Genomic DNA, 14633 nt, shown 5'->3' on the forward strand with positions numbered 1-14633 from the left:
AAAGCCGGAAAGAATTAGGAAGAACAAAAAAGCGGGAAAATTTGAATAATTATGCAATTCCAAAAATTCACAATAAAATCGCAGGAAGCTGTTCAAACTGCACAGGAGATTGCTTCAAGTTACAGCAATCAAGCCATTGAGCCCGAACACTTATTAGCGGTGCTCGTTCAAGATTCGGAAGGCGTTGTTGTTTCTGTTCTTCATAAAATTGGTACTAACTTAAACTACATCAAAATAAAAATTAATGAAGCGATTGAGAAACTTCCAAAAATTACAGGAGCTGGAGCCGGCAACCAATATATAAGTTCAACTCTTACACAACTTTTTGATTTTGCTCTAAAAGAAGCTCAGCAATTAAAAGACGACTATGTAAGTACGGAACATTTACTTTTAGGAATTTTGGAATCGAAGCAATCAACCGCAGCTAAGATTTTACAAAGTCAAGGTGTTACAAAAGAAGAAATTTACAAAGCGCTAAAAGATATACGCGGAACACAGCGTGTAACCGACCAAACTCCTGAAGAAAAATACCAGCCATTGCAACGCTTTGGTCGCGATTTAAACGAGCTTGCACAAAAAGGAAAACTCGATCCTGTGATTGGAAGGGACGAAGAAATCCGACGTGTGCTGCAAGTGCTATCGCGGCGAACCAAAAATAATCCTGTTTTAATTGGTGAGCCCGGTGTAGGAAAAACCGCAATCGCTGAAGGAATTGCAACACGCATTGTGCAAGGCGATGTTCCCGAAAGTTTAAAGTCAAAAAGAATTGTGGCGTTGGACTTAGGGGCGCTTGTAGCGGGAACAAGTTTCCGCGGTCAGTTTGAAGAACGCCTGAAAGCTGTTTTAAAAGAAGTAACTGATTCGGACGGCGAAATTATATTATTTATCGATGAACTTCATACGCTTGTAGGTGCGGGGGCGGCGCAGGGCGCTGTTGATGCGGCTAATATGTTGAAGCCGGCATTAGCAAAAGGCGATTTGCACGCAATTGGCGCTACAACTATAGATGAGTATCGCAAGCATATCGAGAAAGATGCGGCTCTTGAACGGCGCTTCCAGCCTGTGCTGATCGATGAACCGAACATCGAAGAAACAATTTCGATTTTGCGCGGACTCAAAGAGCGGTATGAAGTTCATCACGGCGTCCGGATTACTGACGGTGCCTTGATAAGTGCTGCTGAGTTGAGCCACCGGTATATCAGCGACCGCTTTTTACCCGACAAAGCAATTGATTTGATTGATGAGGCAGCTTCAAAACTTCGTATCGAAATAGATTCGTTGCCGGAAGAACTCGATGAGGTAGAACGTAAAATTAAACTATTGGAAATCGAACGCGAAGCCATTAAACGGGAGTTGATTGATTATTCTAATGAGCTGAAAAAAGGAAGCATCGAAGAAAGACTCAATCAGGTAGGAAAAGAAATTTCTGAAATAAACGCGAAGAGTTTAGAATTAAAAGCCCATTGGCAGAACGAAAAAGACCTGATTCATTCGATTCGAAAGATGAAGGAAGATATAAAAAATGCCAAGCAGGAAATCGAGATACGTGAACGCGATGGCGACTTAGCACGAGTTGCCGAGTTAAAATACGGTGTGATAAATTCGATTGAAAAAGATTTGAAAGCTACTTCGGGAAAATTACAGGAAATTCAAAAAGGGAGAAAAATGCTTCGCGAAGAAGTTGATTCGGAAGATATTGCACAGGTAGTAGCGAAGTGGACAGGAATACCTGTTACTCGCATGGTTGAAGGCGAGCGAAAAAAGTTATTGCATTTAGAAGATCGTTTGCACCAAAGAGTTGTCGGACAGCAAGAAGCGGTGCGAGCAGTGAGTGAAGCAATCCGAAGGAGTAGGGCAGGTTTGCAGGACGAGAAGAAGCCCATCGGTTCGTTCATTTTTTTAGGAACAACAGGTGTTGGAAAAACAGAACTTGCACGCGCATTGGCAGAAGTTCTTTTCAACGACGAAAACGCACTTATCCGGATAGATATGAGTGAATATATGGAAAAATTTTCTGTATCCCGTTTAATCGGTGCACCGCCGGGATATGTCGGTTACGAGGAAGGTGGTCAGCTCACTGAGGCAGTTCGCCGCAAACCTTACTCAGTTGTTCTACTCGATGAAATTGAAAAAGCACATCCAGAAGTTTTCGATGTATTGCTGCAACTGCTTGATGACGGACGGCTTACTGACAGCAAAGGGAAGACAGTTAATTTCAAGAATACGATTATAATAATGACTTCAAATATCGGAACGCCGTTGATTCAAGATAATATGCACTTATTAAATAGCGAAAAGCGCGACGAGATATTCAGTGAGTTGAAAGCCCGATTATTTGATTTGTTGCGGCAAACAATACGACCTGAATTTATGAACCGTATCGATGATATTATACTTTTTAAACCACTTTCGATTGAAGACATCCGGAGTATTGTCGATATACAACTAAAGCGGCTCGAAGCGATGATGCAAAAAAATGGAATTAAACTGATTATCGGAAATGAAGCAAAAGATTGGCTCGCAAAGTTGGGTTATGAACCAAGTTATGGTGCACGACCATTAAAACGGACAATTCAGAAATATATCGTCAACCATCTTTCCGAAAAAATTTTATCCAACGATGTTGTTGCCGGCGATACAGTTGAAGTTCGGTTGGATAAACGCGGATTGATTGAGTTTGTGAAATTGTGAGATTGAAAAGAATCAACCTCGGAACATTTTTTTATACTTAATCCGGTGAGGCCTGTCGGTTTCGATTCCTAAAATTTTCTTTCTGTGTTCTTCATACTCAGTGTAGTTACCGTCAAACCAGATAGCATTGCTATCCCCCTCGAAGGCGAGTATGTGTGTTGCTACTCGGTCGAGGAACCAACGGTCGTGAGAAATAATTACTGCACAACCGGCGAAGTTCAATAGCGCCTCTTCAAGTGCCCGAAGTGTGTTCACATCGAGATCGTTAGTTGGTTCGTCGAGTAATAAAACGTTTGCACCCGCACGTAAAACTTTTGCAAGATGCACACGGTTTCTCTCGCCGCCTGAAAGTGCGCCTGTCGGTTTTTGCTGATCTGTTCCGCTGAAGTTGAATCGTGCAACATACGCGCGAGAGTTCACTTCGCGGTTACCTAACATTATCAAGTCTTCGCCGCCGGAAATTTCCTGCCAAATTGTTTTTTGTGGATCGAGCGGACGATTTTGATCGACAAACGCAAGTTTAACTGTATCACCAAGTATGATTGTGCCGGCATCAGGTTTTTCCGGTCCGGTAATCATACGAAATAGCGTAGTTTTACCTGCACCGTTCGGGCCGATAATACCGATAATGCCACCTGCGGGCAAACTGAAGTTCAGGTCATCATAAAGAATAATATCGCCGTACGCTTTGACGACATTTTCAGCACGAATGACGATGTCCCCCAATCGTGGTCCCGGCGGAATATAAATTTCAATATCCTCATTCCGGTTTGTGTTATTTTCAGCAAACATTTTTTCGTAAGCTGCAATCCGTGCTTTGCTTTTTGCGTGGCGACCTTTGGGATTTAATCGTATCCAATCCAATTCCCGTTGCAATACTTTTTGTCTTTTAGATTCTTGTTTTTCTTCAACAGCTAACCGTGCCTTCTTTTGTTCAAGCCACGATGTGTAATTTCCTTGGAATGGAATCCCTTCGCCGCGGTCAAGTTCAAGAATCCATCCGGCAACATTATCAAGAAAATAACGATCGTGTGTAACGGCTATAACAGTTCCTTTATACTGCGAGAGATGCTGCTCAAGCCATCCAACCGATTCTGCGTCAAGGTGATTTGTAGGTTCGTCAAGCAACAAGACATCAGGTTCTTGAAGCAGGAGACGGCATAATGCAACACGTCGCCGCTCGCCCCCTGAAATAACAGAAACTAAAGTTTCACCCGGCGGGCATCGCAGTGCATCCATCGCTTGCTCAAGTTTGCTGTCGATGTCCCAAGCGCCGATATGATCGATTTTTTCCTGAAGCATCGCTTGTTTTTCAAGTAACGCATCGAAATCAACATCCGGTTCTGAAAACTTTGCATTGACAGATTCGAATTCCTTCAATAACTTGACTGACTCCTGTGCTCCTTCTTCAACAATTTCTTTCACGGTTTTATTGGGGTCCAACTCTGGTTCCTGTGAAAGGTAACCGAATGTTATTCCTTTTTGAGCAGTAATTTCTCCAAGATAATCTTTATCAACACCGGCGACGATTCGAAGAAGCGTACTTTTACCGGAACCGTTCAAGCCTAACACACCGATCTTCGCACCATAAAAGAAGGATAGATATATATCCTTCAACACTTGCTTGTTCGGTTTGTGAACCTTGCCAACACCGATCATCGAAAAAATTATTTTATTATCAGTCATAGAAAATTTTAATATTGTAAATGGATTAAATAAAAAAGGTCGAAAAAAATTTCGACCTAATTATTGTCGGGGTGAGAGGATTCGAACCTCCGACTTCTTGGTCCCAAACCAAGCGCTCTAACCGGGCTAAGCCACACCCCGTGAATGAAAAACTTTATTTTGCATTAAAAATATACAAAAATATCAGATAACTTGCAATTTGTTGAAAATACAATTAATTTTAGTCGAAATATTTCCCACATAATTATATAATATGAAACATACTACAATACTTTTTGTTGATGACGACCCCGATATTCGCCGGGCTGTATCCGATGGTTTAACTGAAAAAGGTTACAAAGTTATTACTGCCGATGGCGGTTTAACAGCCCTGAATTTACTTGAAACAATTATACCAAATTTAATTATCACCGATCTAAGAATGGAACCGATGAACGGTTTCGATTTTTATCAAACGGTTAAAAACAATAAGAAATTTCAAGATATTCCTTGCTTCTTCCTGACAGCGATTAGCGACCCACTCGCCGAAAAATACAGCCATGATTTAGGAGTTGACTCGTATCTAATTAAACCGATTGACCTTGATGAGTTGGACTTAGTAATCCGTACAAAATTAAAAATTTAGAGAGAATGAAATGCAAATTTTCAAAAATAAATTGTTTGAAAAGATAAAAACTTTTGTAAATAAGTACCCGTTAATTATAGCAGCAGTCATAATTTATGCCTATTATCTGCTTACCTCTGTAAATTATTTTCAGAACCATAATACAAAAAAAGGGTTTCTTGATTATGTTTTACAGTTCGATTCATTATTTTTTATGTGGTTAGCCACAGCGGCTTATGTGCAAATTCAAAAACTACGCACAGACAAACATAGTAACACTATGCGGAACTTTCAATTGGAGAAGCAGTTGGAATTTCAACAAATCCATACAAAAGTAGTAAACGAAATTTCTGCTCTGTTGCAAGACAATGTGAATAATCCGCTTGCTGTTATTTCGATTACTACAAAAGAAATTCGCAGGAAGTTCGAATCGGATACAGAAATAATCCGCTGGCTCGACCGAATTGATTCTTCAATGCAAAGAATTCATAATACAATACGCGATATTCAACTCTACGAAACTCAAAAACTACTTGAAGAATCAAACACGAACTTATCAAATACGGAAAAGTAAATTGTTTCCATTTTTTAAAAATGTAAACATGCTGATTTTCTTTCTTTTATGTTGCTTCTTCACTCAAACAATTTTCCCACAACAAAAACATATTTTACTTTCTGAAAATTGTAAAACCGATCTGCAAAACAATGCTAAATTGAAAGTCGGGTTTGTATTGAGCGGTGGCGGTGCACGAAGTTTGGCACAAATCGGTGTTCTCAAAGTTTTTGAAAAGTATAATATTCCTATCAACTTGATTGTCGGCAACAGTATGGGATCGATAGTCGGCGGGTTATACTCTGCCGGCTATTCTGCTGCTGATTTGGAAAGTATCGTCATCTCTACCAATTGGTCAGAAATCCTTTCGCTTACCGACGAAACGAAAAGAACCGAACTTTTTATCGATCAAAAGCAGTCAAAAGACAGGGGCTTCTTAATTATCCGGTTCAACGGACTCGAACCTATTATTCCATCTGCGGTTTCCGGTGGGCAAAGGGTTACAAATTTTTTGAACAAACTTGCTCTCCAAGCTCTTTATCATCCGCAACCGAGTTTTGACGATTTAAAAATCCCGTTTCGAGCTGTTGCCGCCGATGTAATATCGGGCAAGCGTTTCATTTTTAAAAAAGGTTCCCTCTCTGAAGCGATGCGTGCAAGCGTGGGTGTACCGTTGATGTTTTATCCGTTGGAAAAAGATTCACTGGCGTTGATAGACGGAGGAGTTGTTACTAATATTCCTGTTGATGTTGCAAAAGATGAGAACTGCAACGTTGTTCTCGTGGTGAACTCAACCAGCGAATTAATAAATTTAGAGAAACACGCCGCACCATGGGAGGTTGCCGATCAAATAATTACGATTATGATGCAAAACTCCAATCAGGAACAAATGGCGTTGGCTGATATAGTACTCAAACCGGAAATCGGAAATCAATTATCATCCGATTTTAGCGACGTAAAATATCTGATAAAAGCGGGAGAGGAAATAGCTGAAAATAATATCCAATCAATTCTATCTTTAATCGACGCAAAAAATACCACCAATAATCATGATGAAGGATTGGTATTCACTAACGTATTGTTCCATTTTGCGGGCGATTCAATACCGGAAGAAATTAAAAAAGAAATCATAGAGAGTAAAAACATCGGGAAAGTTACGCAAAAGGAATTATTGGAAGATATTAACATTATTTCTTCCTTAAAAATATTTCAAGATGTTCATGTCGATATTGTTGATGATTCTATGTTTCATCATATTACTTACCAAACAAAATATTATCCATTTGTAAAAAAAATAATATATTCCGGTAACGTAAAATTTGAAAACACGGAAATTGATTCCACCTTTTCCGGATTATTGGGCGAGCGTTTCAATACCGGGAAATATAATTTAGCCCGCGAACAACTTCTTCAAAAATATAGATCAAAAGGGTTAAGTCTCGCCCGAATTGATTCGATGAAATTAGACCGTGAAAATGAATTATTATCATTCATAATTAATGAAGGGGTTATTAAACAAATACAATTTATAGGTAATGATCATACGGCAGAATATGTTTTACGAAGGGAGTTCCCTCTTAAAAAGGAAGACGCATTTCAAATAAACGCAGCGGAACGGGGAATTTCTAATTTGAGCAGTCTTGGTTTGTTCGAGTATGTTTTACTGGAAATTCAAAACGATGAAAACCGTAAACCTATCGTTGTAGTTAAAGTGAAGGAAAGATCAACCGATATCATAAAATTGGGAGTAAATGCAAACGATGAACGCGGGTTAATTTTTAATATCGATTTACGTGATGCTAACTTTCGGGGGCACGGTGAAGAACTTGGGATTAATTTTTTAGTCAGTAGCCGCATCAGAGTTGCCGAATTTGAGTATAAAATAAGGAGAATTTTCCACAGTTATTTGACTTTTAATTTTAAATTTTATCATAATTTACAAGATATTTTTACATATCAGGACGAACTCATTCCTCCTTCAACAGATTGGAAACGTGTACAATTTGGTGAATATCGTTTTATCAAATACGGCGGTTCGCTGAGCTTCGGTACTCAACTCGAACGGCTCGGAAATATGATGTTAGAGTATAGGCGAGAGATACACGAAGTAACGGAAATCAAACGTGGGGGTGTTTATCCCGAAAAATATCCCATTTCAATATTCAAAGTTGCAACAGCCATAGATTCAAAAAATCGGATGCCATTTCCAACAGAAGGAATGTATCTTTCGATTGCTTATGAGTCGGCAATCAAAGAATTCGGAAGTAAATTTTCGTTTACAAAGTTAACATTGACGTTTGAAAATTACTATACTCTTTTTTCGAATCATACATTTCGACCAAAATTATTTTTTGGAGTAGCTGATGCGACTCTTCCGCTTACCGAACAGTATTCGTTGGGAGGAATGAATTCATTTTTTGGTTTGAGGGAGTACGACAGTCGCGGCAGACAAATTTTGCTTTTTAGCGGCGAGTATCGTCTCCGTTTTCCATTTAAATTTATTTACGATACATTCATTTCATTCAGGTATGATATGGGAATGATATCAAGTCTACCACAAGAAATTAAGCTTGTCAACATGCGGCACGCAACCGGTTTTCAATTAGGCTTCGATTCTCCCATCGGTCCGGTATCAGCCGCAGTAGGCAGAAGTTTTTATCTCCCTGCAAAAATAAAATCGCCGCTTTCCAAAGGTCCTTGGCTTCTCTACTTTTCAATCGGAATTGATATATGACTTTTTTAAATCCATTAGTTTTGTTCGGTTTAATCGGGGCTGCAATTCCTCTCATCATTCATTTACTAAATCTACGAAAACTCCGAACGATTGAATTCAGCACGCTGACTTTCTTAAAAGAACTTCAGCAAACTAAAATCCGCCGGCTTAAATTAAAGCAAATTTTACTTTTAATTATTCGTACGTTGATGGTGATTTTAATCGTATTAGCTTTTTCGCGTCCGGCGCTGCGAGGGACTATCTTAGGAGGTATCGGCGCACACTCGTTATCGACTGTGCTAATAATTTTAGACGACTCGTTCAGCATGATGCCGCAAGATGAAGAGGGGGAACTCTTCAAACAGTCGAAGGAATCAGCTTTAAAAATTTTGGATTTGATGAAAGAAGGCGATGAAATTTACATAATTAAACTATCAAATCCAGAATCGGGTGAGTTAGTCCCTTCGAACGATATTGCTATGGTAAAAACAGCGATTCGAGAGAGCCAAATTTCACAAATTCGAAATCCTATTGAACCGGCTCTCCGCCTTGCGTCAAAAATTTTGAGTAAATCGAAAAATGCAAACAAAGAAATTTACATCATCAGCGATTTTCAGAAAACACTATTCGAGCATCCGGATAAATTGTTAAATCAAACCGCTTCGCTATTTGACGAAGATACGAAATTCTTTTTAATCGAGGTTGGGAAGAAAGAAATTCAAAATGTTGGAATCGATTCCATAATTGTGCTAACCAAAATATTTGAAAAAAACAAACCGGTTAATCTTACAGCTGTAATTAAAAATTACGGCAGCATCGAATTAAAAAATGTTGTTGCAAGTTTATATTTCGACGGAGTGAGAGTTGCACAAAGCAGTCTCGACTTAGGTGGAATGGGCACTGCAACGGCTAATTTTTCGGCAGTACCAAAACGGACAGGTTTTTTAAAGGGATATGTTGAATTAGAGACCGATGCTTTAGAATTTGATAACAGAAGATTTTTTACAATCAATGTTCCTGAGAAAATTAGCATCACATTTATCTCGAATCCCGACGAGTCCCGATTTGTGAAGTTAGCTTTAACTGCAACTGCCACCGAATATTCTAATTTACTTTTCGAGATTAACGAATTTCTGCCCTCTCGCTTTCCGGTAGTAGATTTGAAAAAAACGGATGTTTTAGTTATATCGAATTTCACAAATATTTCACAATCGGATGTTCAACGTATCAAATTATTTGTTGAACAGAGAAAAGGGTTAATTTTATTTGCACCTGAAAATGCTCAATTACAGAATTTTAACGGACTGTTATCAGCTTTGAATATTCCATTAGTCGAAAGTATCGGAACGGCTAATTTTACATTCAAGGAATTGGATTTTGACCATCCGATTTTCGATGGCATGTTTACGAAGGATAAGAAAGAAAAAGAAAGACGACTCGATTCACCCGAAATTTATACATTTGCTAAACGCCCGACAGGCAGAGAGGGGCATTCGATTATCTCGATGAGTAATGGAAATCCATTCCTTACGGAACACAAGTTCGGTAACGGAACTGTAATATTATATTCCATTTCTCCAAAACTGTCCTGGTCGAATTTTCCACTTAAAGGAATTTTTGCGCCAATCATTTATCGTTCTGTGCATTATACTGCTGCCAACGAAAAGCTTGGTGAGTCTGTAATCGTCGGAAAAGAAATCAGCATAAAATTAAGCGGTAATAAAACTGCGTCCGTAAAATGGAAATTAATTGCCCCGGATGCGAGCGAAGAAATTATCAGCACGTTACAAAAAACAGGTGGCGGCAGCGATGTTTTGCACTTAGGGAAACTTATAAAATCGGGTATATACGAGTTAACACCCGGCGCCAGCACCGAAGCTTTGCTTGCTGTAAATGTTGATAAAGCAGAATCGGATTTGAGAAAGATTCCCAAAGAAGAAATGTCGGGATATTTTCAACGGTACAATATTCAGGAATCGAATATTGTTTCAATCACTACTAACGAGAAAATTCAGGAGACGGTATTGGCAACCCGATTTGGTGTGGAGCTTTGGAAATATGCTGTCATCTTCGTGTTATTCCTCGCACTTCTCGAAATGTTTATTGCTTACGATCGTAGAAAAGAAAAGTAATGATGAACATAAATTTTACCAGCGAAAAAGAAAAATCGATAGTGGTAGGTATTAAACTTCCAAGTCTAACGCGTCAGCATGTTAATGATTACTTGGATGAACTTGTTCTACTCGCCGATACGGCGGGCAGCGAGGTTGTGCACCGTATAGTGCAGGAGCGGGTTAGAATTGAAGCATCGACTTTTATCGGAGCAGGAAAGGCAGAGGAGATTGCAGAATTAGTTAAAGAGGAGAATATTAATTTAGTGATTTTCGACGACGACCTTTCGCGAACACAGGTTCGGAATCTTGAAAAAATTATTAACTGTAAAATTGTTGATAGAAGCGGTTTGATACTTGATATTTTTGCTTCGAGGGCGAAGTCGAAAGAAGCGATGACACAAGTTGAGTTAGCCCAATTGCAATACACCATCACACGGTTAACACGAATGTGGACTCACCTCTCGAAACAATACGGAGGCATAGGCACTAAAGGTCCCGGTGAAACCCAAATCGAAACCGACCGTCGTGCAATACGTAAGAGGATACAATTATTAAAAGAAAAACTTACTCAAATTGATAAAGAGCGTGAAATACAACGGAAAGGCAGAAAAGATTTTACACGTATCGCACTTATCGGTTACACGAATGCAGGAAAATCGACTTTGATGAATGGACTCGCTGATGCAGATGTGTTTGTTGAAGACAGGTTGTTTGCAACACTCGATACTACTGTTCGCATAATGCAGCTTCCTCATTCTCAAAAAGTTTTACTTTCCGATACTGTTGGTTTTATACGGAAGCTGCCTCCCAACCTGATTGCTTCGTTCAAAAGTACGCTTGCTGAAGTTGTTGAAGCTGATATTCTTCTACATGTAGTGGATGTGAGCCATCCCCTTTTTGAAGAGCATATACAAACAGTAATCTCTACTATCGAAGAGTTAGAAGCGGAATCAAAAACAACAATTTTGGTTTTTAATAAAATTGATGCCCTTATCGATCGAACAATTTTGAATGAGTTAACCAAAAAGTTCGTCGGTTCAATTGCTGTTTCCGCATTAAGAGGAATTAATATTCCGGCGCTGAAAGAAAAATTGTTCAGTTATGTATCAGAAGAATTTATTGAACGGGTTGTCGAAACTGATCATTTAAATTATAAAGTCATCTCTAAACTTCACGATATCGGTGAAATATTAGAAAAGAAGTTTGGTAATAAAAAAGTTTCAATCAAAATACGGTTCAATAAAAAGCGTTTGGGCGACTTCGAAAAACTACTTGCAAAAATAAAATCATAAATCATAAATCCCCGCCCGACCGGCGGGAATGTAAAATCATCATTAAACATATGCCGAAACGCATCATCACCGCTAATTGCAAAGCATATAAATTTTCTTGCTTCCGATTCGTTAATTTAAAAATCCGTTCTTCTCTTTGGAAAAAACAGTTGTAATGCTTAATATAAATAATCAAAAACAAAATTTAAAAGGAAAAATTATGAAAACACAATTGGCTCAATTAGTTTCGATGGTTCTAATTACGATGTTAATTGCCACCTCAGTTGTGGCGCAGGAGAGTTTTAAATTAGAATATAAATTCGAAAAAGGGGAAACATATCGTTACAAAGATGTTACATCGGGTAAGATGACGCAGGAAATGATGGGGAAAGAAATGAAGATGAGCAGTGAGGGGGAAAAAGTGGTAAAATTTATTGTCGATGATGTATCCAAAACCGGAGATTTTACAATTACGACATCTACCGATTCGATGAAAATTTTCAGCAGTACACCTATGGGCGATACAACAATTTATCCGAAAGAATTATTGGATAAATGTACTGTTGCAATTTTTTCGAAAAAAGGGAAAAAACTTTCTGAAAATGTGATTGACTCTATTAAACAGTCCAGCAGACTGGCGGGTATGGCATCGGTTGAACCAATTAAATTTCCTATTCTTCCAGATGACGCAATCGCTATCGGAAAGACTTGGAATTCTTTAACTGTTGATACAGTCGATCGTATGGGTGGAAAAGTATTAACTACTACTGATATCGAATTTACACTTGTTGGAAAAGAGGAAAAACTTAATTACGACTGTTTAAAAATTACATTCAAAGGAAAAACCGAAATCGAAGGGAAGGCATCTGTTCAAGGTATGGAATTGATGATTGAAGGTTCAGGAAAAATGAACGGCAGTTTCTATTTTGATCCAAAATTTGGAATAGTCGTTTTTGAAGAGACAGAAATTGATTCTGAAATGACAATGGCAACTACCGGCGAGCAAGCAATGCTTATACCGATTACACAATTTGCTAAGAATATACGCACGTTGGTGAAGTAATAAAAAGGAGCTTTATTGTCGTGTGGTTATATGCAGTTATCTCTTAAGATTCCCTGATTTATTGTTTCTTCACAACTAATTTGCCGGCTAAGTAACCCATAGGAATATAAGCTCCCGCTAAGTCCAAAATAGTAAACCAGATAGGCGAAGGAAGCATGAAAGTATTGGCGATACCTCCAATAAGGAAAAAGAGACCAATTGCCAATGCAAATTTCATTTTATGGTTTACGGCATTTATTGCAGCCAGAAAAGCACCTGCAAATGTCCCCAGAGCATGAGCTAAAAATGGCAAAATAAAATGTTCGGGTTGGAACAAATGCATAGATGCTTTCAACCCTTCCATTGTGGTAACATCGGCTCCATCGGGAGGTGGAATAATTGAGCCGCTTATCATGATGATTCCCATATTCACAGCACTTCCGAGTATAATACCGATTACGATTGCTAAAATGTTTCTAATGATTTTTTTCATATTATTTGTCTTGTTTTTATTTCTTGTCCAGCATTGAAGCCATACATATCAATAATTTTTGCCTTAGGATAATTAATGTTTGTTTTCTTGGTAAAAGTTATGGATAAAACCCAATGAGATATTATTTACTTTTCTGAAACCACATTGTCCTTTCGAAATAGCTCGGAAAGTATCACAGAAATAAGTGTCAAATGCTGGAATGAATCCAAAAACTCCAAGTAAGACCTTTGTTATCAAAGTTAAATCTTTATTGCCATTTAGAATAAGTCGTTCTTTAATCTCTTTATATATGCGAAGATGCTTAACACTATGCTGTAATAAAAAACTTGAACCACGAAACATTCCCCATCTTGCTAAGTAAAAGCCAAGCACTAAACAGCTTTTTTCAACGTCTTTATTCAAGTCGTTTGTTGTCCGAAAGTAATTATTGTAATAATCAAACGAAGTATACCTGTCGTCTGGTTTTGATTTAGATTTAAAATCTTCTATTATCGATTCTATTTGTTTTTTAGGTTGTGTTTGTCTTTTTTAGAATTCTTACTAACGTCAAACCGTAGTGTATTTAGGTCAAGTAGAACCGATTGCAAGTTCTTCATTAGTCAGTTTAAATTTAGAAATTTGTTTTCTAATTCTTGCCACTAATTTAAGTTTCCTTTTTTGATCAAGAAAAAGATATTCTTTTGGTGGCTGATATTGAATTTTGTTTATAACTTATCTATAATCCCGTTAGCACCGGAAATTATTTTTGTCCCGAAAAATGGGGAATTGCAGTTAACGTATGCAACAAAAATGCTGTTCCGCTTGACACGATGATAGACCAATTTCTTTATGTGGCAAGCGGGATGGTTCATTTTTACATTTTTGTTGCTGTTATCTGAAGTTGCGTCTCTATGGCTATTCATATTTCTTTAAGCAACATTTCTTAAATTTTAAACCACTACCACACGGACAAGGATCATTGCGTGCTACTGTGGGCTTGTCTATGATCGTCATTGTGTTAGGAGAAAGGAGCCGCTCCACATCGGAGAAGTCTTCAGGCTTATTTGGTTCTATTCCTACAATAACTTTCCAACCGTGTTTATTACAGAGCGCCATTACCTCTTCAGCTTTTTCCATTGTCTGAACACGAGCTACGGCTGGTCGTTTCTCACTCCCTAATTTTGCCATAATTTTTCCTACTCAATTATTTCTCATCTACTTACATGCTTTCATGGTAGATATATCTGAGACGCAATTTCAGATAACGTTTGCGGCTATGCGAAGTTGCCCGAAGCGTAGCGTAGGGCAATTTGGGAGAGGGCGGTACTCCGCCCGAACCGCATAGCCGCTGTTGTGTGATGTGCTTGGAAATATTCATTCATTATGACCCTCATCTGACTCTTATAATTACTTTTCCTTGTGCATGTTTCTCTTTAGGGCAGTTCCAAAAATTCAAATATAAGTTTAGTGTTATAGATTTTATCGTC

General features: G+C 38.4%; 12 protein-coding genes and 1 tRNA gene. 7 read left to right on the forward strand and 6 right to left on the reverse strand.

Annotated features, from left to right (window positions below; genetic code table 11):
• Positions 1–51 precede the first annotated feature (51 nt).
• Positions 52–2691, forward strand: coding sequence for an ATP-dependent chaperone ClpB (gene clpB, locus QME58_07410; GenBank protein MDI6803660.1), 2640 nt, complete (start codon positions 52–54; stop codon positions 2689–2691).
• Positions 2692–2703: 12 nt separating this feature from the next.
• On the opposite strand, the gene ettA is transcribed toward clpB, so the two are convergent.
• Entirely contained in the window at positions 2704–4377 is a 1674-nt protein-coding gene (ettA, locus tag QME58_07415; GenBank protein MDI6803661.1) for an energy-dependent translational throttle protein EttA, read from the reverse strand.
• 66 nt (positions 4378–4443) lie between these two features.
• Positions 4444–4518, reverse strand: a tRNA-Pro gene (locus QME58_07420).
• Between the two features lie 112 nt (positions 4519–4630).
• On the opposite strand from QME58_07420, the gene QME58_07425 reads away from it, so the two are divergent.
• From QME58_07425 to QME58_07450, 6 genes are all read left to right on the forward strand, one after another.
• Positions 4631–5002 (forward strand): response regulator, encoded by a 372-nt coding sequence (locus tag QME58_07425; GenBank protein MDI6803662.1) that lies wholly within the window; start codon positions 4631–4633, stop codon positions 5000–5002.
• 10 nt (positions 5003–5012) lie between these two features.
• Positions 5013–5555 (forward strand): hypothetical protein, encoded by a 543-nt coding sequence (locus QME58_07430; GenBank protein MDI6803663.1) that lies wholly within the window; start codon positions 5013–5015, stop codon positions 5553–5555.
• 1 nt (position 5556) lies between these two features.
• Positions 5557–8268 carry a BamA/TamA family outer membrane protein gene (locus QME58_07435; protein MDI6803664.1) on the forward strand — a complete coding sequence of 904 codons (2712 nt, stop codon included), beginning with the start codon at positions 5557–5559 and terminating at the stop codon, positions 8266–8268.
• Positions 8265–10379 carry a BatA domain-containing protein gene (locus QME58_07440; protein ID MDI6803665.1) on the forward strand — a complete coding sequence of 705 codons (2115 nt, stop codon included), beginning with the start codon at positions 8265–8267 and terminating at the stop codon, positions 10377–10379. The genes QME58_07435 and QME58_07440 overlap by 4 nt, the downstream gene beginning before the upstream one ends.
• Positions 10379–11653 (forward strand): GTPase HflX, encoded by a 1275-nt coding sequence (gene hflX, locus QME58_07445; GenBank protein MDI6803666.1) that lies wholly within the window; start codon positions 10379–10381, stop codon positions 11651–11653. Before QME58_07440 ends, hflX begins: the two co-directional genes overlap by 1 nt.
• A gap of 199 nt (positions 11654–11852) precedes the next feature.
• Positions 11853–12695: a hypothetical protein gene (locus tag QME58_07450; GenBank protein MDI6803667.1), complete on the forward strand. Its 843-nt coding sequence runs from the start codon at positions 11853–11855 to the stop codon at positions 12693–12695.
• A gap of 58 nt (positions 12696–12753) precedes the next feature.
• Here the strand turns inward: QME58_07450 and QME58_07455 are convergent, their stop codons facing one another.
• The 4 genes from QME58_07455 to QME58_07470 all read right to left on the reverse strand — a co-directional run bounded on the left by QME58_07455 (position 12754) and on the right by QME58_07470 (position 14334).
• On the reverse strand, positions 12754–13167 hold the full coding sequence (locus QME58_07455) for a hypothetical protein (GenBank protein MDI6803668.1): 414 nt from the start codon (positions 13165–13167) through the stop codon (positions 12754–12756).
• A gap of 72 nt (positions 13168–13239) precedes the next feature.
• The gene (locus QME58_07460) at positions 13240–13569 is read right to left on the reverse strand and encodes a hypothetical protein (GenBank protein ID MDI6803669.1); all 330 of its coding nucleotides are present in this window, start codon (positions 13567–13569) and stop codon (positions 13240–13242) included.
• 302 nt (positions 13570–13871) lie between these two features.
• Positions 13872–14069, reverse strand: a complete 198-nt coding sequence (locus QME58_07465; GenBank protein ID MDI6803670.1) for a hypothetical protein — start codon at positions 14067–14069, stop codon at positions 13872–13874.
• Positions 14062–14334: an SEC-C metal-binding domain-containing protein gene (locus QME58_07470; protein ID MDI6803671.1), complete on the reverse strand. Its 273-nt coding sequence runs from the start codon at positions 14332–14334 to the stop codon at positions 14062–14064. Before QME58_07470 ends, QME58_07465 begins: the two co-directional genes overlap by 8 nt.
• Positions 14335–14633: the final 299 nt, after the last annotated feature.

The sequence above is a fragment of the Bacteroidota bacterium genome, from assembly GCA_030017895.1.
Classification (GTDB): domain Bacteria; phylum Bacteroidota; class Ignavibacteria; order UBA10030; family BY39; genus JASEGV01.

Excerpts from the sequence above, each read along its gene's own strand:
- clpB (MDI6803660.1), top strand. The coding sequence starts at position 52 with ATGCAATTCCAAAAATTCACAATAAAATCGCAGGAAGCTGTTCAAACT.
- QME58_07430 (MDI6803663.1), top strand. The coding sequence starts at position 5,013 with ATGCAAATTTTCAAAAATAAATTGTTTGAAAAGATAAAAACTTTTGTA.
- QME58_07470 (MDI6803671.1), bottom strand. The coding sequence starts at position 14,334 with ATGGCAAAATTAGGGAGTGAGAAACGACCAGCCGTAGCTCGTGTTCAG.
- QME58_07450 (MDI6803667.1), top strand. The coding sequence starts at position 11,853 with ATGAAAACACAATTGGCTCAATTAGTTTCGATGGTTCTAATTACGATG.
- ettA (MDI6803661.1), bottom strand. The coding sequence starts at position 4,377 with ATGACTGATAATAAAATAATTTTTTCGATGATCGGTGTTGGCAAGGTT.
- QME58_07465 (MDI6803670.1), bottom strand. The coding sequence starts at position 14,069 with ATGAATAGCCATAGAGACGCAACTTCAGATAACAGCAACAAAAATGTA.
- QME58_07440 (MDI6803665.1), top strand. The coding sequence starts at position 8,265 with ATGACTTTTTTAAATCCATTAGTTTTGTTCGGTTTAATCGGGGCTGCA.
- hflX (MDI6803666.1), top strand. The coding sequence starts at position 10,379 with ATGATGAACATAAATTTTACCAGCGAAAAAGAAAAATCGATAGTGGTA.
- QME58_07425 (MDI6803662.1), top strand. The coding sequence starts at position 4,631 with ATGAAACATACTACAATACTTTTTGTTGATGACGACCCCGATATTCGC.
- QME58_07455 (MDI6803668.1), bottom strand. The coding sequence starts at position 13,167 with ATGAAAAAAATCATTAGAAACATTTTAGCAATCGTAATCGGTATTATA.